This window comes from Solirubrobacter ginsenosidimutans (assembly GCF_027587205.1).
Map to the genome: position 1 here is coordinate 334,279 of NZ_JAPDOD010000003.1, position 20,426 is coordinate 354,704.

Sequence of the window (20,426 nt, forward strand, 5' to 3'; positions counted from 1 at the left end):
CCGATTTCGGGGATGGCGCCCGGATGCCGCCAACGCTGGAATGATGTGGGTATGGGCTGCTCGGTCCTCGTGGTTGACGATGACGCCTCGTTCCGCCGCATAGCGATCAGGATCGTCGAATCCTGGGGGCACAACGTCGTGGGCGAGGCAGGCGGCGTCGGCGAGGCCATGCTCCGCGCGCATGAGGTGCGTCCTGACACTGTGATCGTCGACATCGGCCTGCCCGACGGGGACGGATTCGACCTGACGCGTCGGCTGCTCGCGCTGGAATGGCCGATCCGAGTGCTCGTGATGTCCTCGGACTCAGACATTGCCAACGTCGCCGTCGCGGAGAGCGCCGGAGCGAGCGGGTTCTTCCCCAAGCTCGAGCTCCTCGGTGCGGGCTTCCGCCAGGCGATCGAGGACCGCTGAGGGCGGAGCGCCGCGCACGAGGAGCTGCGCATGGTGCCTGACCGCATGGATGATTCGCCGGTAACCCGTCCGGTCCGCTGGGCCGTGCTTGGTCCGGGCAATATCGCCCGGCGCTTTGCCGCCCAGCTCCCGCACAGCGAGAGCGGCACGCTCGCAGGCGTCGGCAGCTCGGATCCTGATCGCGCCCGCGCCTTCGCCAATGAGTACGGGCTGGGTGCCGATGCGGTGATCGGGACCTATGACGCCGTTCTGGATTCCGCGGCCATCGATGCGGTCTACGTCTCGACCGTGCACACGACCCACGCCGCCCTGACCGTCCGTGCACTGCGCGCGGGCAAGCACGTGTTGTGCGAGAAGCCGTTGGCGCCCAACCACGGGCAGGTGATGACCATGGTCGACGTCGCCCGCGAGGCGGGTCGCTGCCTGGTCGAGGCGTACATGTACCGCTTCCATCCGCAGACACGGGACGTGCTGAGACTCGTCGCCGAGCGCGTGATCGGGGACCTGGTGCACATCGATGCCAGCTTCGCGTTCCACAGCGGGAGCGTCGAGGGGCGGCTCTTCGATCCTGAGACCGCCGGCGGCGGCATCCTCGATGTCGGCGGCTATCCGGTCTCCTACGCCCGCGCGATCGCGGGCGCAGCGGCGGGCAAGCCGTTCGTGGAGCCGACCGAGGTCTCCGCCGACGGCGTCATCGGCGCCACCGGGGTGGACGAGTGGACCGTCGGCCGGCTCACGTTCCCTGACGGCGTTACGGCCTCAGTTCGAGCCGGAGTACGTCTGCAGGACGCCAACACCGTCACCATCTACGGCAGCGCGGGCATGATCCACATCGCCGACCCGTGGACGCTGTCCTCCGACCCGGAGGTGACCGTCACCTCGGTCGGCCAGGAGCCGCAGGTCCGGAGCTATCCCGGTGCGTTCCCGTACGCCCTTGAGGCCGACGGCCTGGCCCGCGCCTGCGCCGAGAACCCGGCGGCCGGTCCGAACGAGATGCGTCTGGACGACAGCCTGGGCAATGCCCGCGCGCTGGACAAGTGGCGAGCTGAGATCGGCCTGGTGTATCCGTTCGAGGCCGACGACGCGAACCTTCCGACGGTTTCCGGTGAGCCGTTGAGGTTCAACACGTCCCAGCCTGGATCGGCGACGCCACCGATGTTGTACGGCACGATCGCCGGACTGGACAAGAAGCTGTCCCGGCTGGTGATGGGGTGCGACAACCAGCCCGATCTGCCGCACGCCTCGGCGATCTTCGACCACTTCTACAGCCTGGGCGGGAACGCGTTCGACACCGGCTATGTCTACGGCGGCGGGCGATATGAACGGCTGTTCGGGCAATGGATGGCCAACCGCGGCGTTCGCGAGGACGTCGTCGTGATCGTCAAGGGCGCCCACACGCCGCATTGCGACCCCGAGTCGCTGGTCTCACAGCTGATGGAATCGCTGGAACGCCAGCAGTCCGAGTATGCCGACATCTACATGATGCACCGGGACAACCCGGATATCCCGGTCGGCGAGTTCGTCGACGTGCTCGATCAGCAGCATCGCGCCGGGCGGATCAAGGTCATCGGCGTCTCGAACTGGACCCGGGAGCGCTTCGAGGAGGCCAACGCCTACGCGCGGGCCAACGGGAGACAGGGGCTGGCCGTGCTCAGCAACCACTTCGGCCTGGCCGAGGCGTACGACGTGCCGTGGACCGGCTGCCGGCACGTCACCGACGCGGCGTCCAAGCAGTGGCTGACCGAGGCGCAGATTCCGCTGCTCCCATGGTCGTCGCAGGCCCGCGGCTTCTTCGCCCGCCCCGCCAACCCGGACGACCGCAGCGACCCGGACCTGGTCCGGTGCTACTACAGCGACGCAAACTTCGAGCGACTGCGCCGGGCGGAGAAGCTCGGGGCCGAGCTCGGGGTGCCGGCCACCGCGATCGCTCTGGCCTTCGTCCTGAGTCAGCCCTTCCCGACCTTCCCGCTCTTCGGGCCGCGGTCGATTGCTGAGACCCGGTCCTCGGTGCAGGGGCTCGGGGTCGAGCTGACCGAAGCTCACGTGGCCTGGCTCGACCTGAAGCAGTAGCGATCGAGTCCTATCCGGTGGACAGTGGCAGCTCGGCTGTGAGCAGCGTGCCGCCGCCGGCCGGACGCTCGAGCTCGAGCCGCCCCCCGAGCGCCGTCACTCGGTCGGCGATCCCCACCAGGCCGTGACCACCTGGATCGGCGCCTCCGATGCCGTCGTCGCGAACGGCGACATGGAGCATCCCGCCCTCGACGGACACCGTGACATCGGCGTGGCTGGCGCGGGCGTGCTTGACCACGTTGGTGAGCGCCTCGGCGACGATGAAGTACGCGCTGGCCTCGATTTCCCGAGGCAGCCGCTCGCTCGAGACGTGGATATCGACGGGGAGGTCGAGTCTCGAGACGAACGCGCGAACGCCGGCGTCCAGCCCGCCGCGGGTCAGCACCGTGGGCAGGATCCCGTGCGCCAGTTCGCGCAGCTCGGCTGTGGCGCGCTCCGCGGAGCTCAATGCGTCCGCCACGTACGTCTCCGCCTCGCGCGGGGTCTCGCGCAGCGCCTGCTGAGCGAGCTTCAGCGTCAGCACCGTCTCGATGAGCCGCTGCTGGGCACCGTCGTGCAGGTCGCGCACGACGCGCCTGCGTGCATCGTCGCCCGCGGTGAGCACGCGGGCGCGCGAGGCGGTGAGCTGGTCGCGGTTGTCAGCGTTGGCGATCGCGGTGGCGAGCAGCTCGGCGAACCTGGCCAGCCGCTCCTCGGTGTCGTCGCGTGCCGCCTCGCGAACCGCCCACAGCGCGACCAGGGCGCCCCACGTACGGCCGTCCACGACGATGGGCGCCGCGACCACCGATTCCATGCCGGCTCGGCGTGCGATGTCGCCGTTCGCCTCGGCGAGATCGACCGGGCGCGTGGTTCGTCCCGTGCTCATCGGCGTCGACTGGGCGACACCGTGTTGAGCGACGACCGTGAGCCGATCGCCGTCATCCCGCGCCAGCGATACCGCCGAGGCTCCCAAGAGCCCCGCGACCTCCCCGGTCACGGCGTCGAAGACCGCGTTCGGAGCGACGCCCTGCGCGACCAGCGTGGCGACGCGCCGCAGCGCCGCCTGCTCGTCGACCAAGCGCGTCACCTCGGCCCGGGCCTCGGCGTTGGCGATCGCCGTGGCCATCAGCTCGGTGAACTGGCCGATGCGGGATTCCGTCTCCAACGGCAAGGGCTCCTCCCCGCTCGTCCCTGTGATCATCGCCCCCCAGAGCCGGCCTTCCACCATGATGGGCGCGGCCACGGCACAGCGGAGGCCGGCAGGGCGGATGGCGTCCGCGATCGGGCCGGTCGCCTTTGCGTAGTCGTCGATCCGGGCCGACCGCCCTGTCCGGAAGACGAGCGAGGCGGCATTGTCGCCACCCAGCGGCTGGCGTGAGCCGGCCGGAAAGGCGACCTTGAACGTCCCCGAGCTGGCCATCACGACCTGGTGGCGGCCGCCCTCGTAGCGCACCATCCCGATGTCCTCGGTGCCGAACAGCTGCGCGCACTCCGCCGCGATCGCGGTGAAGAGCTCGGCATGGGACGCCTCGCGTGCGACGAGGGTTGCCACCCGGCGCAGTGCCGCCTGCTCGTCTGCGAGTCGCTTGACCTCTGCCTCGGCCTCGCGGCGCTCGGTCACGTCGCGAGCGACGGTGTACATCAAGCGCTGCTCGACATCTGGCGTCGTCGTCCAGTTGAGCACCCTGACCGAGCCGTCCTTGCGGACGTACCGGTTCTCGAACGACGCCGTCGGCTTGCCCTGAGCAATGGTGTCGGCTTCCGTCGCGGTGCTGTCCCGATCGGCCGGATGGACGAGGTCGATGTACGGGCGCGCGAGGAGCTCTTCCTCCGTGTAGCCGAGAATCTCCTCGGCGGCCGGGTTGACACGCGTGAACCGTCCGTCGAAGTCGGCGACCGCGATCAGATCCTGTGACATCGTGAAGATCCGGTCAAGCTCCTCCTGCGCTCTGGCTCGTCGCGCCGCGTTGAGCGCGAGCGCACCGCCGAGGGCGACGACGAGCAGGCCGCCGGCGAGGATGACCCACGGCAGGACCGCCGCAGCACCCTGGACCGCCTCCCGCGGCACGACGACGGTGAATCGCTGACCTGCTGCCGTAAAGGACTTGGCGGACGTATCGCCGTGCTCTTCGACCTGGCCCGCGGTCGTGACCTGCACCGCCGGGACGCCTGTGGCTGCCGCACGCAGTCCGGAGGCCGAGACGAAGGTCACGGCGTACCCCGGGCGGAGGACCTTCCCGGCGAGATTGGGCGCCGGCGCGACGAGAAAGAGCCCGCTGGTGCCGGTTCTCGAGGATGCCATCGGGGTCGCGACCACGCCGTTGAGGCGGGTTGCCCGACTGAGTGCCGCGGCAAGCCCGGACGCGCCGCTCAGATCGATCCCGGGCAGGGCCATCGGAGGAAAGCCCGTGACCAGCGTCGCCGGCAGATAGGAGGAGCGCGACCCGACGGGCACCACGCCGTAGCGCACGTCGGCCGTCACGATGGACTGCCCGATCCGTCGCTCGTACGCCGCACGCTCCGTATCGGGGACCCGCTCGACCCACGCGGCGGCGGGGAGACGCGCCGAGCCCAGCCACCGCAGTGCGTTTCTCGCGAATTGGTCGCTCGTGACGCCGGTACTCCTCGCATCCAGCATGAACCGGCGCAGACTCTCGGTAAGGGCTGCGGCCTGGGCGATGCGGCCATGGATCTGCACAGCGGCGACCTCGGCGCGACGGTCGGAGTCGCGTCGCACGTCGCGCTCGGCGAGCACGCGGGCGATGATGGAACCCACGACGGTCAGCGCGAGGAACAGCGCTACTCGTGCGATGTGTCGCGGCTGCATGGCCAGACCTGACTTGATGCGGCTGGATTCTCCTCCGTCGCAAAGCCGGCGGCAAGGCGTGCACTTGACGCCGGCGGACAGCGATGCGTTCATAGAGGGAGTGCGATGAGTGAGATCGGCGGCCCGAGAGATTCGTCGTGCAGCCTCGACCGCCGGGGCTTCCTGCAGCGCCTGGGTCACGGCGCACTTGGCATTGGCCTGGCTGGGGCGATGCCGACCGTGCTCGCCGCATGTGGCGGCGAAGCGCAGCCGGCGGTCGAGATCGGCGCCGACCCCATGGCGGAGGTGTTGCTCGGCACGTCGATCCGCAGCCTCTCGAACCCGTATCACGCTCTGTGGAAGCAGGGCGGCGAGGACTTCGCGGCATCCGTCGACGCCGCCGACCGGATCCAGACCTTGCTCAGCGAGGGCGACAGCGCCAAGCAACTGCGGGACATGCGCGCGCTCATCGCCCGCGCCGGGAAGGGCAACGTCATCTTCAACGTCGATCCCAACGAGGCCAGCGACGCCCTGTCGATCGCGCGCTTGTGCGAGAGCTCGCGGTGCTACTTCGTCACGAGCTGGAACAAGGCCGACAACCTGCATCCCTGGAACTTCAAATACTGGGTCTCGCACATGTCGGCCGACGACGTGGAGATGGGCAAACAGGTCGCCGAGGCCCTTGTGCAGTGGATGGACGGGCACGGCAAGATCGGCGCCATCCTCGGCCTGCTCGGCAACACGTCCTCGAAGGGCCGGCTGCGCGGGCTCAAGCAGGTGCTCGACGACCACCCGGGAGTCGAGGTGGTCCAGCAGGACAACGCCGACTGGGAACCGGCGAAGGCGCAGAGGGTCGCCGAGTCGATGCTCGCCTCCCATCCCGACCTCAAAGGGATCTGGGCGGCGGACGACGGCATGGCCCTCGGCGCCCTCGAGGCGGTCAAGGCCAAGGGACGGGTCGACAAGGTCGGCGTGGTCGGCATCGCCGGGGTCGAGCAGGCCGTGCGCGCGGTGCTCGCCGGCGACATGGTGGGCACCGCCGGTATCGACGCCGTCGAGCAGGGCGGCCGCGGCCTGGCGATCGCCTGGCACGCGAAGTCCGGCGAGCTCGACGTGGCGTCGCTACCGCGCGAGCACCGCGAGTTCTACTTCGGCACCACGCTGCTCACGAAGGACAACGCGCAGCGGTTCCTGGACACCGTCATCGCGGCCAAGGGCGACCGCGACTGGAACGACATCTGGGTCAATGTGACGGGACCGATCCGCTACTGATGGCCTGCCGAACTCACACGAACTGCGCCGCCGCGTAGCCCGACGCCCACGCCCACTGGAAGTTGAAACCGCCCAAGTGGCCGCTGACGTCCAGCACCTCGCCGATGAAGTACAGGCCCCGGCTTTTCAGCGACTCCATGGTCTTGGACGACACTTCGCGGGTGTCGACGCCGCCGAGGGTGACCTCGGCGGTGCGGTAGCCCTCGGTGCCGGCCGGCACCACTTGCCAGGCGCCGAGCGTGTCGGCGATGTTGCGCAGCTCCGCCGGGGTGTACTGCTTCATCGGCTTTGAAACGAACCAGTGTTCGGCCAGAAGGGCCGCCATCTTCTTGGTGAACACCTCGCCGAGCAGGGTCTTCAGCTCGCTGTTGGGGCGCGCGGCCTGCTGGCTTTGCAGCCACTCCAGGGCGTTGCGGTCGGGCAGCAGGTTGATTTCCACGGCATCCCCGGGGTGCCAGAACGAGGAGATCTGCAGGATGGCCGGGCCGCTGAGGCCGCGGTGGGTGAACAGGATGTTCTCGCGGAAGCTCTCGCCGTTGCAGCTGACCACGCAGTCCACCGACGTGCCGGACAGCTCGGTGCACAACTCCTTGAGCTGGCCGGAGCTGGTGAACGGCACCAGGCCGGCGCGGGTGGAGAGCACGTTGTGGCCGAACTGGCGAGCGATCTCGTAGCCGAAGCCGGTGGCGCCCAGCGTCGGAACGGACAGGCCGCCGGTGGCGATCACCAGTGCCAACGTGGCGACGTGCCCGATATCCGTGCTCAGCAGGTATCCGGCCTCGGTCTTTTCGATCTGCCGCACCGCGGTGTCCAGGCGCAGGTCGACGCCGGCCAGCTCGCACTCTTCCAAGAGCATCTTGAGGATGTCCTTGGACTTGTTGTCGCAGAACAGCTGGCCCAGCTTCTTCTCGTGGTAGGGCACGCCGTGCTCGTCGACCATGGCGATGAAGTCCCACGGGGTGTACCGCGCCAGGGCCGACTTACAGAAGTGCGGGTTCTGCGAGGCGAAGTTCGCCGGGTCCGTCCACATGTTGGTGAAGTTGCAGCGGCCGCCGCCGGACATGAGGATCTTCTTGCCCGCCTTGTTGGCGTGGTCGACGAGCAGCACCTGGCGTCCGCGTGCGGCGGCGGTCAGGGCACACATCAGACCGGCGGCACCTGCGCCGATGATCACAACGTCGGTAGAGCGCACTCCACATCCTCGAGCACAATGAAGTTCCGGGGGAGATCCCGGCCCACAGGGTAAGGCTGTCGTCCTGCGGGGTCTCAGACGCTTGTACGGGCGCCCAGGATGACGACGCGATCGTCGGGGAGTGCGAAGTACTCCACCGGGTCAGCGGCGTTCCTGGCCGTGAGCACGAAGAGGCGCTTGCGCCATTGGCGCATTCCCGGAGCCGGCGTGCGCTTCAGGCTCGTTCTCGACACGAAGTACAGCGGGTTGGCCACGTCGTCGACCAGTCCGTGACCGGCGGCGACGCACAGGCACGCCGGGACGTCGACGCGATCCTTGAATCCGTAGCGGGCCGTGAGGCGCACGATGTGATCGTCGGGGCGACCGAGACTGTCGACGACGATGCGCTCGGCGATGGGCACGTGTGCGCGCTGCTCGGTGACGACCGCGAGGATGACGACCACCTCGTGGAGGGCGTGGAGGTGTTCGACGTGCTCGCGGAACGCCAGCGGCGCGGCGGCCTTGTCGGCGCTCAGGAAGACCGCCGTGCCTCGCAGGCGCAGCAACGGTGGCTGCAGCGTCGCCAAGGCGTCCACGTACGCCTGCAGCGGGCCGGTGTCGCGGGCGCGATTGGCGTTCAGGATCGCCACGCCGCGGTGCCAGGTCGTCATGACCGCGAACGCTCCGAGACCGATCGACAGCGGCAGCCACCCGCCGGCGATGAGCTTGTGAAGGTTGGCGGCAAAGAGCGTGACGTCGACGGTCAGGAGCACCGCGGCGACCGCGGCGGTTCGTCTCGCCGTCCAGCCCAAGGAGCGCCGTGCGATCACGAGGAACAGGACGCTGGTGATGACGAACGTCCCGGTCACGGCGAGGCCGTAGGCCGAAGCGAGGTGCTGAGCGGAGCCGAAGCCGAGCACGATGCCGACCACCGCTACGAACAGCAGCGTGTTGATCGCGGGTACGTAGACCTGGCCGATCTGATCGTCTGAGGTGTGCACGATCGACAAGCGCGGCAGATACCCGAGGTGGTAGGCCTCACGCGCCAGCGAGAACGTGCCGGAGATCAGCGCTTGTGACGCGATGACCGTCGCCGCCGTGGCCAGCACCACCAGCGGTGTTCGGCCCCAGTGCGGCGCCAACAGGTAGAACGGGCTCGCAACCGCCCCCGGCGTCTGCAGGATCAGTGACCCCTGGCCCAGGTAGTTCAGCGACAAGGCGGGAAAGACCAGCCAGAACCAGGCGCGGCGGATCGCCGGGCGGCCGAAGTGGCCCATGTCGGCATACAGCGCCTCCGCGCCGGTCACGGCCAGCACCACCGCGCCGAGCGCGATGAACGCGATGCCCGGACGGCGGGCGAGGAACTCCAGGGCATAGGTCGGCGAGACCGCCCGCAGGATCGCCGGGTGTGCGGCCAGCTGGAGCGCCCCGAGGAGGCCGAGCACCGAGAACCACGTGGCCATCACCGGCCCGAAGCAGCGCCCCAGCATCGACGTCCCGAACCGCTGGACGGCGAACAACGCCGTGAGGATCACGAGCGCGATCGGCATCACCGCCGACTTGAGTCCCGGCGCGGCGATCTCGACGCCCTCGACCGCTGAGAGCACCGAGATGGCCGGCGTGATCATTCCGTCGCCCAGGAACAGCGAGACGCCGAACAGCCCGGCTGCGACGAGGACGGCCCGAGACCACCGACCCGTCAGGCCGAGGCCATGGACACGCGCGATCAACGCCATCATGCCGCCCTCGCCGTCGCTGTCCGCCCGCATCACGAACGTCACGTACTTCAGCGAGACGACCAGGGTCAGCGTCCACACGACCAGCGACACCACGCCGTAGACATCCGCGGCGCTCGCGGACACCCTGCCGCTGGCGAATACGGCCTGCATCGTGTACAGCGGGCTGGTCCCGATGTCACCGAACACCACGCCCAACGCTCCCAGCGTCAGCATGCCCCGGGCGGACCCGACGGGCGCCGCGGGGCGGCCGGGAGCGGTCGCCGCCACCGCACCGTTGTGCGCATGGCGCCGGGGGCCAGGGTGGGGATCGGGCGGTCGTCGCTCCCCGGGGAGCGAGTGGTTACGGGGTGGCGTCGGCGACGTAGACGTTCGGGTTGGTGTCCGTGAGGGGCTTGCGGGCTGGTCTCGCAAGTTCGCGCGAGCTGGGAGGCGCACGTTGTCGCGAAAGCGTGATCGCGATACGGCGTGAGTCCTCCTGGACTCGCGGCCAGTCATCGCCGCCCCGGACGCCCTCAGGGGACGCGTTTTCCACGGATGTTCATCTTTGGTACCGCGGCGCGTCAACGCCACGCGGTGGAGTCGGGGCCATGAAGCGATTCCTCACCATCATCGCCGCCACCGCGGTCGCCGCGACGATCACCATCCCCGCGGTCGCCGACAACGGCTCGCCGTCGGACGAGCTCGCCACCTTCGCGACCTGCCTGCGCGCGCACGACATCCCGATCCCCGCCGACCTCGAGGGCGTGGCGATCAAGGAATGGGTCGGCGCCCATCCCGACACCGCCGGCCTCGACGACGCGTTCAAGGCCTGCGACCCCAATCCCCCTCACGGAGCCAAGGACGGCGGTCCGGGGCCGGAGGAACTGCGCGCGTGCCTGACCGGCAAGGGGCTCACTCCGCCCGCCAGGCTCGACGAGCTCAAGCCGTGGATCCTGCAGCAGTCCCAGACCGCCGCCGGCAAGGACACGCTGAAGGCCTGCGGCTTCGCCGGAGTGGAGGACAGGCACGCCAACGAGGACGCTGGGCCCTGCGGCGCCGACAAGCCCCAGGCGAAGGCGTCGCGGGCGCAACGCTCGAAGACTCAGACCACGCCGACGACCTAAGACGGCGCTCCGAGTAGCACCCGCTCACCGCCGGCGCAGCCACCATGACGATGGCTGCGCCGGACAGGCTTCGTCGGCTATGGAGTCGTCGTGGAGACCGTGAACGTCAGCGTCTTGGCGTAGGTGCCGGTGCGCAGTGCGTCGCCGGCGCCGATCGCCTGGCGGAAGGAGAGCGTCGACACGTCATTGGAGACCGGGCCTGCGTACGTGCGCAGCGTGGTCGGGCTCGCGACGCCGCCGACGTCGGCAAGCGCGCCGCCGGCGGCCGCCTGCAGCGCCCGCGGCAGAACGAACTCGCCGTTGACCAGGTGACCCGTGTGGGTGGAGCTCGGGTCGGCGACGCTCAGCGTCGCGTCGCCTGCCGTGCTCGTGACCGTGGCCGTCGTCGTCGTCGTGTAATCCGCCGCGACGCCGGGAACGAACGCGCCGAAGGTCGCCGATCCGCCCAGCGTCAACGCGAGGGTGGCGCCGACCGTGGCTCCGACGGTGCCCTTCGCCGTGGCGATCGGGGCCAGCGGCGCCGGGCACGGGCTCACCTTGCCGGTGCGGTATTCGACGTTCTCGCAGGAGAACGGCTGGGAGGCGGTGCCGTCGACGTGCAGGCGCAGCCACAGGCGCGGGGTGTTCGTCGAGCCCTGGACGACGAAGCGGGTGACGTTCGCGGGCATCCCGGCGGGCCGGTCGACGAGGAAGAGGTGCGAGTCGCCCTCCATCAGCAGCACGGGCTTGCCGAAGCGGGTCGCGCGCTCGGCGATCTTGGCGTTGATCGGGGCGAACGCGCTCTGGCTGCCCATGTTGGCCTGCAGGCCGAGTCCCACCGCCGCGGAGCCGTCGCGCTCGGCGGCGTCGAAGGTCGCGTCGATCCATGCGAGCGTCGCGGCACCGCGCGTGGTGTATTCCTGCGTGCGCAGAGCGCGTTCCTCGGCCGTCTCGGGCTTGCGCACACCGTTCTCGGTGCGGTCGCCGTACCACGTGGCCTGGTCGTCGTCGGAGCCGACGATGTGCAGATCGGCAAACGTCACGCCGGACTGCGTCCAGCGGATGTTCTCGGGGAACGCGTCGGACTGGTAGGTGACGGTCTCCGCGCCGGCGCCGAGCGTGCGCCCGTGCACCGGGAAGAAGACGCGCCGGATCGTGTCAAGCCGCTCCGTGGGGAGGTAGCCGCCGTTGTTGGCCCGGTGGCAGTCGGTCCATTCGTTGTCGCCGGGCGTGTAGATGAAGGAGTCCGCGAACGTCTGGAAGTCGGCGAGGCGCGCGGCGAAGTAGTCGTCGTCGCAGCGCGAGCTGCCGTCCTTGATGTCGCCGAGGTGGATCACGCGGTCCACGAACGGGTCCGCGTTGATCTCCGCGATGTCGGTCCGGAACCCGGCGATCTGCTGCGCGCCGTACGGAACGTCGCCGATCACGCCGAGCGTCGAAGCATCGGTCGTCTGGGCATTCGCCGGCGCGGCGCTGACGAGCACCGCGGCCGTGAGGAGTGAGAGAAGTCGTCGCATCCGCCGCGACTCAAGCGCGCATTCATCCGCGAGTTGTGTTCAGCCCGTTGACCCGGACCCTCATGTACGTACGACGACAGGACACGGAACGTGGTCCTGCAGCCGAGCGGCGGCCCTCCTCCATGCGTCGGCCCTTGACGGCGGTGGCAGCGAGATCACGATCATTTCCGCGGTGTGGGCGTGGCTGCGGGGCTGGCGGTCGGGCTGGCACTGGCGGTCGGGCTGGGGCTGGCGCTCGGGCTCTGAGGCGCGAGGCCGGCCGCACCCGGGGTGGGCGTTGGTGCTGGTCGGGCGCCGGTGCGGGTGCTGTGCAGCGCGGAGAGCGCCGGCAGTTCGGCGGGCACATTGAAGTCCGGGCAATCGTGGCCCTGGGCGGCCTTCATGTAGGAGCGCCAGATCGGCCCGGATGTCGGGCCGCCGAAGCCGGTATAGCTGCGTGAGAGCGGATGCCCGGTCCACACCGCGGTCGAGTAGAGCGGCGTGTAGCCGACGAACCAGGCGTCGGACAGGCCGTCGGTGGTTCCGGTCTTGCCGGCCTCTGAGCTGCAGCCGATCGAGGTGTATCCGGCGCCGGTGCCTTTGGTGATCACGCCCTCGAGGACCTTCGTGACGGCATAGGCCTCGCCTTCGGTGAGCACGCGGTGGCCGGAAGCGCTCGCCGGCCGCTCGACGTGACCGTCAGGGAAGACGACCTTTGCGATCATGGTCGGGGCGCGGCGGACGCCTCCGTCGGCGAGCGTCGCGTAGGCGCTGGCCATCTCGAGCGGCGTGACGCCTTCGCTCAGTCCGCCGATCGCGGCTGCCGGTGGGATGTAGCAGTTCGCGCCGCGCTTGCAGGCATGGCCTTTGGCGGTGACGCCCAGAGGCGATGTGATGCCCATCGAGTACGCGGTGTCCGCGAACTGCTGCACGCCGACGTCGAGCACGAGCTGGGCGAACACCGCGTTGACCGAGTCCACCGTCGCGTCGACGAGCGACATCGTCCCGCTCCCCGGCTCGGAGTTGTTGACCGTCCACGAGCTGCCACCCGGGAGCGTCAACGTCAATGGCGCACTGCCGTCGTAGTACGTCGAGCTCGGGTCGACGCCCTGCTTGATCGCGGTCGCGAGGACGAACGGCTTGAACGACGACCCCGGTTGCCGGTGCGCCTGGGCGGCGAAGTTGAACTGGCTGTCGCCCGAGTAGTGCTGGCTGGAGGCGAGCGCCACGATCTCGCCGGTCTTGGGGTCGACCGAGGCCAGCGCCGACGCGGGTCCTCCGTTCGGATTGCAGACCGCGCACGCGTCGACCGCGCCCTGCGCCGCCTTCTGCAGGCGTGGGTTGATCGTCGTGTACACCTTCAGGCCGCCGGTGCGGACCACGTCGGCTCCGTAGCGCTGGATCAGCTCCTTCTGGACGTAGTCGAAGATGTACGGCTGCTTGATCTGGGTGTAGCGCTTGGACGGATGCAGCGCGAGCTTGTGTGCGACCGCGCTCGTGTACTGCGTCGCGGTGATGTAGTGCTGCTTGAGCATGGCCTGCAGCACGTCGTTGCGGCGCGTCAGCGCCGCTTTCGGATGCAGCAGCGGGTTGTACTCCGACGGGGCCTGCGGGAGTCCGGCGATCAGCGCCGCCTCAGGCAGCGTCAGACGCTTCGCCGGGCGCGAGAAGTAGGTCTCGGCGGCGGCCTGCACGCCGAGCGCGGTGGCGCCCGCGTTGGTGCCGTAGGGCACCGTGTTGAGGTACTCGGTGAGGATCGTGTCCTTCGAGTTGGCGTCGTTCTCCTCGTTGGCCAGGTGCGCCTCGATGATCTTGCGCCGGATCGTCTGGCTCGGTTTCGCGATGTACAGGTTGCGCACCAACTGCTGCGTGATCGTCGAGGCGCCCTGAAGCGGCTTGCCGCCGGCCTTCGCATCGCGCCACCCGGCACGCACGATCGCCTGCACGTCGACCCCGCCCTCTTTGTAGAAGTTCTTGTCCTCGATCGCGATCGTGCCGTCCTTGACCCAGTGCGACATGAGGTCGCCCGCCACGGGCTCACGATTCGTCTCGGAATGGACCACGCCAAGCTGTGAGCCATCCGCGGCGTAGATCTTCGTCACCAACGACTGTTTGCGAGGCTTCAGATCGCTGAGCGCCGGAGCGGAGTCGTAGATCCGCAGGAACCAGGTGGCTCCCGCCCCGACCGCCCCCGCGGCAAGCACCAGCAGCAGGCCTGCGATGAGCGCAAGCCACTTCAACGGCGAGCCACGTCGCCTTCGCCTCAGCGCCAGACTCGGCAAGACAATTCAGGCTAGCCGCCGTCGGCTCCGGAATGACCCACGCTCGCGCCCGCGCGCAGCGTGGGGGTCACCGAGCGATGCGGGCGAAGCGCCGAGCTCGAGCTCGAGCGTGCGTCAGCGGCAGCCTGCTCGGTCGGCGTAGGCTCCGATCAGCGGTTGTCGCCGTGGCAGGACGCGTAAGGAGGAGCATGCCCCGTGAGTGAGCAGACGCCATCCATCGACTACGAGAACCTCCCCAATCCGAGCGAAGGCTTTCTGGTCACCCACTTCATCACCGTACGCAGCGTGGCTCGGTCCCGCGCGTTTTACTCGGATGTCCTCGGCGGCCAGGTCGTGCTGGAAGAGAACCCGTGCATGGTCAAGCTCGCCAACTCGTGGCTGATCATGAACCCGGGCGGCGGCCCGACTCCGGACAAGCCCGATATCTCGGTCGTCAACTACGAGCCTGGGAACACCGTCTCGAGCTTCCTGAACTTGCGCGTCGCCGACATCCAGGAGTGCTATGCGCGATGGAGCGGCAAGGGGGCGGAGTTCGTCACTCCGCCGATCGATCGCGGTGCGGAAATCCGCTGCTACATGCGTGACCCTGACGGCTACATGATCGAAGTCGGCCAGTCCACCGGACTGCTCGAGGGCAGGCTCGCCAAGAAGCGACCCGAAGACCTGCCGGGCTAGAGCGCACCTGCACCTTGCCTTGCTGGGGCTCGTCGTCACGCGAGCCTCGCCGGGTTGTCCATCAGCTTGCGGAGGCCGGCCGTGAGGAGGAGACTGCTCACGCCGGTCCAATGACACACGGCGTACGAGAGGAGCTGACATGGGGACCCAGCCCGACGAAAGCAAACCGACGATCGTCCTGGTCCACGGCGCGTGGGCCGATGCGACGGGCTTCGACGCCGAGCTCCGCGCTCTGCGGAGCGAAGGATTCCGCGCCGTCGGGTTCGCCAATCCGCTTCGCGACCTCGCCGGCGACTCGACCTACCTCGCGGAGTTCCTGCGGACGCTGACCGGCCCGATCGTACTCGTCGGCCACTCCTACGGCGGCAACGTCATCTCGACCGCCGCGATCGGCAACGAGCAGGTCAAGGCACTCGTCTATCTCAACGGCTGGATGTGCGACGAGGGCGAGAGCCAGCAAGAGCTCCTCGAGCGCTTCGAGGGCAGCCTTGTAGGACCTTCGATCAGGCCCGTGCCGTTCACCAGCGCGGACGGGAGCGAGGGCGTGGACCTCTTCCTCGACCCCGACGCGTTCCGGGAAGCCTTCGCCGCCGACGTCGACCAAGCCACCGCGGACGTCATGGCCGCCGCGCAGCGGCCGTACGCCGCCGCCGCGTTCGCCGCCACCCCGTCGGCCCCGCCGGCGTGGAAGACGTTGCCGTGCTGGTATCTGCTGGGCACGGAGGACAAGGCGATCCCGCCGGCGCTCCAGCGGTTCATGGCCGAGCGCGCGGACGCGACGATCGTGGAAGTGGCGGCCTCGCATGTCTCGTTCGTGTCGCAGCCGGACGCCGCGACCCAGCTCATCCTCCAAGCCGTCGAGGCGACCATGCCCGCGGCGAGTCGCACCTAGAAGTCACACACAGCGACGTCCCGGCGCGCTCGGGACGATGTCGACTGGTCGAGTGTCGGTCGCTTACGGCACCCAGGTCTCCGCGAGCGGGGTCACCTGCAATTCGTGAGTCGCCGAGCGCGGTCCCTGCTCGGCGAGGAACACGACGGCGTCGGCGACTTGGCGCGGGTCGGCGAGTGCGGCGGGGTCGACGCCCGGTCGCCCGCCGCCGGCGTAGGGCTCGATGCCCGCATCGACGATCAGCAACGCCACGTGGATGCCTTGCTCGCGCAGTTCGAGCGCTGCGGCCTGCGTGATCGCGCGCACGCCGAACGCACCCGCCGCCCAGAGCCCGCGGCCGGGCATCGCCCGCCTTGACGAGCCGCCGGTCACTTGGATCAGGGTCGCGTGCAGGTCGAGCGTCGCCAGCGCGCCGGCCGTGCCCGACAGGAAGGCGAACGCCGAGCGCGCGGGCGCGACCGACCAGCTGTCGAAGGCGTCGGGGGCAGCTTCGGCGAGCGGGCCGCCGCCGAACGGGCCTGTGCGGTTGCCGCCGTAGGCTGCCGCCGCGTTGACGACGAGGTCCATGCCGCCGAGCGCCTGTGCGGCCTCTTCGACGGTCGCGCGCACGGCCGCCTGATCGGTGATGTCAGAGCGCAGCGCAATCGCGCCCGCCGCGGCGACTGTCGCCAGCGTCTCGTCGGATCGCGCGGCGCCGGCGACGTTCCAGCCCTGCGCGACGAGCGTCTCAATGATCGCCCGGCCCAGGTTGCGTGCTCCGAAGATCAGCGCGCTGCGGTTGGTTTGAGCCATGAACGAGTGCTATCAGGCCTTGCCCGGGCCGGACAGCCCCACGCCGGCGAATCACCTGGATCTGGCGAGGACACGGAGACGGCATCAGGCTTGCTGAGGCGGTGAGCTGACGCCGACGGCGTCGAGGGCGGCGAGGTCGGTGTCGTCGAGCACGATGGCGCCCGCCGCCATGTTTTCCTCCAGATGCGCGACTGAGCTGGTGCCCGGGATCAGCAGCATCGAGTCGGAGCGGGCCAGCAGCCATGCGAGCGCGATCTGGGCCGGTGTGGCGCCGTGCTTGGTCGCGACCCGGGCGAGGGTCGTGTCCGCGGCCAGTCGCGCCGGCCCGCGGCGGTACGCGGAGCCGAGCGGACCGAACGGCACGTACGCGATCCGGTGCTCGCCGGCGAAGTCGACCAGCGCGTCGTCGCGGCGGTCGATGATGCTGTAGCCGTTCTGGATCTCCGCGACGTCGACCAGTCCGAGCGCGCGCTCGACGAGCGGCTGCTCGACGTTCGAGAGACCGATCAGATCGATCTTGCCCTCGCGGCGCAGCGTCTGGAGCTCACCCAGCTGATCGTCGAGCGCGATGGCGGCGTCTCCGCCGCCGACCAGGCGCAGGTTCACGAGGTCCAGACGCTCGACGCGAAGGGAGCGGAGGTTCTCCTCCACCCCCGCGCGCAGCTCCGAAGGCCACTGCGCGGGGAGCACCCCTCCCGCGTCGTCGCGGCGCCAGCCCACCTTGGTCACGAGCTTGAGGTTCTCGGGATACGGATGCAGCGTCTCGCGGATCAGGTCGTTGACGACATCCGGCCCGTAGTACTGCGAGGTATCGATGTGGTCGACACCGATCTCGATCGCGCGGCGCAAGACGGCACGGGCCGCGGCAGGATCGCGCGGCGGTCCGAACACACCGGGACCGGCGAGCTGCATCGCGCCGAAGCCGATGCGATTGACCGGCTTGTCACCGAGAAACATCGTCGTGCTCACGCGGGTTCCTTCACATAGAGGTCTCGATGACGCCGGACATCGCGTGATGGTGCAACGGGACCTGGTGAGCTCGCGACGCCCGAATCCGGCGATTGCCGCGCTCGCGCTGGTCAATCACCACGATCCGGCGATGACGGCTCACCGGGCTCGGGACGAGCCTGCTTGCGGTGGAGCAGACCAGACGTGGCTCCACTCCGCCCCTCGTCCGGCACCGGGAAAGGACATCGATGTCACCGTCTTCCTCGTACGAGCGCCGCTGGCTGATCCTGGCGGTGATCGCCACCGCGCAGCTGATGATCGTGCTGGATCTGACGATCGTGAACATCGCCCTGCCGAGCGCTCAGCAGGACCTTGGCTTCTCCAACGACGACCGGCAGTGGATCGTCACCTCCTACGCGCTGGCGTTCGGCTCGCTGCTGCTGCTCGGCGGCAAGCTGGGCGACCTGTTCGGGCGCAAGTGGGCCTTCATCGGCGGGCTGTTCGGCTTCGCCGCCGCCTCGGCGGCGGGCGGCGCCGCAGGATCCTTCGGCGTGCTCGTCGCCGCGCGTGCGACACAAGGTGTCTTCGGGGCGCTGCTGGCGCCGTCAGCGCTCGCGCTGCTCGCCACCACGTTCAGCGACCCCGACGAGCGCGGCAAGGCGTTCGGCATCTTCGGCGCGGTCGCGGGCGGCGGTTCAGCGGTCGGCCTGCTCCTCGGGGGAATCCTCACCGAGTGGCTCAATTGGCGCTGGTGCCTGTACGTGAATCTGTTGATCGCCGTGCCCACCGCCATCGCCGCGCTGCGGCTGATCGAGAACGTCGCGCAGCCCGAGCGGCCGCGCCTCGACCTGCCCGGCACCGCGCTGTCCGCCACAGGGCTGTTCGCGCTCGTCTTCGGCTTCTCGAACTCCGAGTCGCATTCCTGGGGACACCCGGTGACCATCGTCGCCCTGACGCTCGCGGCGGTGCTCCTCACCGCGTTCGTGTACGTCGAGTCGCGCGTGCAGCATCCGCTGTTGCCGCTGCGGGTGGTCGCCGACCGGGTGCGGGGAGGTTCCTACCTGGCGCTCGGGATCTCGGGTACCGCGCTGTTCGCGGTGTTCCTGTTCTTGACCTACTACCTGCAGCTGACCAAGGGCTTCTCACCGATCGAGACCGGCCTCGCCTACCTGCCGATGACGGTCGCGATCGTCGTCAGCGCGACGCTGGCGAACAACATCTTCCTGGCCAAGGTCGGGCCACGTCCTCTGCTGGTGCTCGGCATGGCGCTCGGCGCGCTGGCGATGGCGTGGTTCGCGCAGCTGGACGCGAACTCGAGCTACGCCGGCCACGTGCTGCCCGGGCTCGTCGTGCTCGGGGTCGGGATGGGCAACATCTTCGCTCCGGGGCTCTCCAGCGCGACCTACGGTGTCGACCCCGCTGACGCCGGCGTCGCCTCCGCGATGGTCAACACGATGCAGCAGGTCGGCGGCTCGATCGGCACGGCCCTGCTGAGCTCGATCTTCGCCGGCGCGGTGACGTCGTTCGCGAAGGGCAAGCCGCCGAGCGCGCAGGTCGCCGCCGACGCGGCGATGCACGGCTACACCGTCGCGTTCTGGGTGGCGGCGGGCGTGTTCGCGCTCGGCGCGGTCGCGGTCGGGTCGCTGATGCGCTCGATCAAGATCGAGGCCGGCGCGGCGGCTGAGCCCACCACCGAGCAGCAACTGGCCCACTCCTAGTCGTTCCACGATCCGAGGGAGATGCACCGTGACACCCAGCTCAGCCCTGAACCGCCGCTCGTTCCTCGCGCGGGGCGCGGCGATCACGGCCGTCCCCGCGGTCACCGCGCTGGCCGGGGGCGCCTTCGCGCAGCCGGCATCGGCTGACACGCTGCCCGATTACGCGCCGATTCCGGCGTCCGCGCTGGGCCCGGCGCTCAACCCGCAGGGCTACTACGTGGGGCGGGTGCAGAAGAACCTCTACTGGGTCACCGACGGCACCTATCAGGCCGCGTTCCTGACCACCCGGGACGGCGTGGTGCTGTTCGACGCGCCGCCGACGATCGGGCGCAACCTGCAGCGGGCGATCAACGAGGTCGCGTCCAGCGCTCGTGTGTCGAACAAGGTGACCCACATCGTCTACTCGCATCACCACGCCGACCACGTCGGGGCATCGTCGCTGTTCGGGCGCAACGTGGTCCGGGTCGGGCACGTCGAGACCAAGCGGCTGCTGGCACGTGGCCCAGACCTGGGTCCGGCGGTACCGTTGCCGGACGTGACGTTTGAGACCCGGCACACGTTGCGCGTCGGCGGAGAGCGGGTCGAGCTGGCATGGCACGGCGCAAACCACACCCCGGACAACATCTTCATCCACTTCCCCGACCACGACACGCTGATGCTGGTCGACATCCTCCTGCCCGGCTGGGCGCCGTATGACGGCTTCAACGTCAACGAGGACGTGCCCGGCTCCATCACCGCCGCGGACACCGCCAACACGTACCGCTGGAAGCACTTCATCGGCGGGCACATGGGCCGGCTCGGCACCCGTCAAGACATGGCCGTCTACCAGCGATATGTGTCGGACCTGATCGAGAGCATCAAGCAGGCCGTGGTGGCGGTCGACCCGACACCCTTCTTCGCCAAGTACGGCAACAACAGCTGGGCGGCCGTGAAGACCTACCAGGACGCGCAGACGGCCTACGCGGCGGCGCCCATCATCCAGAAGTACACCGGCGTGCTCGCCGCCGTCGACGTCTACACGGCGAGCACCGCGTTCCTGTTGCTCGAGTCGATCCGCCTCGACCAAGGGTTCGGCTCACAGATCCACCCATGA

Annotated in this window: 15 protein-coding genes; 8 read left to right on the top strand and 7 right to left on the bottom strand. The window is 69.3% G+C overall.

Going from position 1 to position 20,426, the window contains the following annotated elements; all coding sequences use genetic code 11:
• The first annotated feature begins 51 nt into the window (after nt 1-51).
• Both OM076_RS06245 and OM076_RS06250 read left to right on the top strand, forming a co-directional pair.
• A complete protein-coding gene (locus OM076_RS06245) occupies nt 52-411 on the top strand; it encodes a response regulator (RefSeq protein ID WP_270038625.1) in 360 nt (119 codons plus the stop codon).
• Between the two features lie 45 nt (nt 412-456).
• Nucleotides 457-2,481, top strand: coding sequence for an aldo/keto reductase (locus tag OM076_RS06250; RefSeq protein WP_270038626.1), 2,025 nt, complete (start codon nt 457-459; stop codon nt 2,479-2,481).
• A gap of 10 nt (nt 2,482-2,491) precedes the next feature.
• On the opposite strand, the gene OM076_RS06255 is transcribed toward OM076_RS06250, so the two are convergent.
• Nucleotides 2,492-5,287 (bottom strand): PAS domain S-box protein, encoded by a 2,796-nt coding sequence (locus OM076_RS06255; protein ID WP_270038627.1) that lies wholly within the window; start codon nt 5,285-5,287, stop codon nt 2,492-2,494.
• Between the two features lie 105 nt (nt 5,288-5,392).
• Here OM076_RS06255 and OM076_RS06260 point away from each other — a divergent pair, with 105 nt between their 5' ends.
• Nucleotides 5,393-6,538: a sugar ABC transporter substrate-binding protein gene (locus OM076_RS06260; RefSeq protein ID WP_270038628.1), complete on the top strand. Its 1,146-nt coding sequence runs from the start codon at nt 5,393-5,395 to the stop codon at nt 6,536-6,538.
• 13 nt (nt 6,539-6,551) lie between these two features.
• On the opposite strand, the gene OM076_RS06265 is transcribed toward OM076_RS06260, so the two are convergent.
• Both OM076_RS06265 and OM076_RS06270 read right to left on the bottom strand, forming a co-directional pair.
• Entirely contained in the window at nt 6,552-7,730 is a 1,179-nt protein-coding gene (locus tag OM076_RS06265) for a BaiN/RdsA family NAD(P)/FAD-dependent oxidoreductase (RefSeq protein ID WP_270038629.1), read from the bottom strand.
• Nucleotides 7,731-7,804: 74 nt separating this feature from the next.
• Nucleotides 7,805-9,661, bottom strand: a complete 1,857-nt coding sequence (locus OM076_RS06270) for a potassium transporter Kup (RefSeq protein WP_270038630.1) — start codon at nt 9,659-9,661, stop codon at nt 7,805-7,807.
• A gap of 374 nt (nt 9,662-10,035) precedes the next feature.
• Here OM076_RS06270 and OM076_RS06275 point away from each other — a divergent pair, with 374 nt between their 5' ends.
• Nucleotides 10,036-10,551 (top strand): hypothetical protein, encoded by a 516-nt coding sequence (locus OM076_RS06275; RefSeq protein ID WP_270038631.1) that lies wholly within the window; start codon nt 10,036-10,038, stop codon nt 10,549-10,551.
• Between the two features lie 77 nt (nt 10,552-10,628).
• Here OM076_RS06275 and OM076_RS06280 read toward each other — a convergent pair whose 3' ends face one another.
• The gene (locus tag OM076_RS06280; RefSeq protein WP_270038632.1) at nt 10,629-12,047 is read right to left on the bottom strand and encodes a hypothetical protein; all 1,419 of its coding nucleotides are present in this window, start codon (nt 12,045-12,047) and stop codon (nt 10,629-10,631) included.
• 161 nt (nt 12,048-12,208) lie between these two features.
• Nucleotides 12,209-14,266, bottom strand: a complete 2,058-nt coding sequence (locus OM076_RS06285; RefSeq protein ID WP_270038633.1) for a transglycosylase domain-containing protein — start codon at nt 14,264-14,266, stop codon at nt 12,209-12,211.
• Between the two features lie 237 nt (nt 14,267-14,503).
• On the opposite strand from OM076_RS06285, the gene OM076_RS06290 reads away from it, so the two are divergent.
• The gene (locus OM076_RS06290; RefSeq protein WP_270038634.1) at nt 14,504-14,983 is read left to right on the top strand and encodes a VOC family protein; all 480 of its coding nucleotides are present in this window, start codon (nt 14,504-14,506) and stop codon (nt 14,981-14,983) included.
• 139 nt (nt 14,984-15,122) lie between these two features.
• Nucleotides 15,123-15,875 (top strand): alpha/beta fold hydrolase, encoded by a 753-nt coding sequence (locus OM076_RS06295; RefSeq protein WP_270038635.1) that lies wholly within the window; start codon nt 15,123-15,125, stop codon nt 15,873-15,875.
• Nucleotides 15,876-15,938: 63 nt separating this feature from the next.
• Here OM076_RS06295 and OM076_RS06300 read toward each other — a convergent pair whose 3' ends face one another.
• Nucleotides 15,939-16,667 (bottom strand): SDR family oxidoreductase, encoded by a 729-nt coding sequence (locus OM076_RS06300; RefSeq protein WP_270038636.1) that lies wholly within the window; start codon nt 16,665-16,667, stop codon nt 15,939-15,941.
• Nucleotides 16,668-16,751: 84 nt separating this feature from the next.
• On the bottom strand, nt 16,752-17,636 hold the full coding sequence (locus OM076_RS06305) for an oxidoreductase (RefSeq protein WP_270038637.1): 885 nt from the start codon (nt 17,634-17,636) through the stop codon (nt 16,752-16,754).
• Between the two features lie 227 nt (nt 17,637-17,863).
• On the opposite strand from OM076_RS06305, the gene OM076_RS06310 reads away from it, so the two are divergent.
• On the top strand, nt 17,864-19,333 hold the full coding sequence (locus tag OM076_RS06310; protein ID WP_270038638.1) for an MFS transporter: 1,470 nt from the start codon (nt 17,864-17,866) through the stop codon (nt 19,331-19,333).
• Between the two features lie 28 nt (nt 19,334-19,361).
• On the top strand, nt 19,362-20,426 hold the full coding sequence (locus OM076_RS06315) for an MBL fold metallo-hydrolase (RefSeq protein ID WP_270038639.1): 1,065 nt from the start codon (nt 19,362-19,364) through the stop codon (nt 20,424-20,426).

Coding starts and splice junctions, on each gene's coding strand:
- OM076_RS06245 (WP_270038625.1), top strand. CDS start 52: ATGGGCTGCTCGGTCCTCGTGGTTGACGATGACGCCTCGTTCCGCCGC.
- OM076_RS06295 (WP_270038635.1), top strand. CDS start 15,123: ATGGGGACCCAGCCCGACGAAAGCAAACCGACGATCGTCCTGGTCCAC.
- OM076_RS06255 (WP_270038627.1), bottom strand. CDS start 5,287: ATGCAGCCGCGACACATCGCACGAGTAGCGCTGTTCCTCGCGCTGACC.
- OM076_RS06270 (WP_270038630.1), bottom strand. CDS start 9,661: ATGCTGACGCTGGGAGCGTTGGGCGTGGTGTTCGGTGACATCGGGACC.
- OM076_RS06280 (WP_270038632.1), bottom strand. CDS start 12,047: ATGCGACGACTTCTCTCACTCCTCACGGCCGCGGTGCTCGTCAGCGCC.
- OM076_RS06275 (WP_270038631.1), top strand. CDS start 10,036: ATGAAGCGATTCCTCACCATCATCGCCGCCACCGCGGTCGCCGCGACG.
- OM076_RS06310 (WP_270038638.1), top strand. CDS start 17,864: ATGTCACCGTCTTCCTCGTACGAGCGCCGCTGGCTGATCCTGGCGGTG.
- OM076_RS06260 (WP_270038628.1), top strand. CDS start 5,393: ATGAGTGAGATCGGCGGCCCGAGAGATTCGTCGTGCAGCCTCGACCGC.
- OM076_RS06300 (WP_270038636.1), bottom strand. CDS start 16,667: ATGGCTCAAACCAACCGCAGCGCGCTGATCTTCGGAGCACGCAACCTG.
- OM076_RS06250 (WP_270038626.1), top strand. CDS start 457: ATGGATGATTCGCCGGTAACCCGTCCGGTCCGCTGGGCCGTGCTTGGT.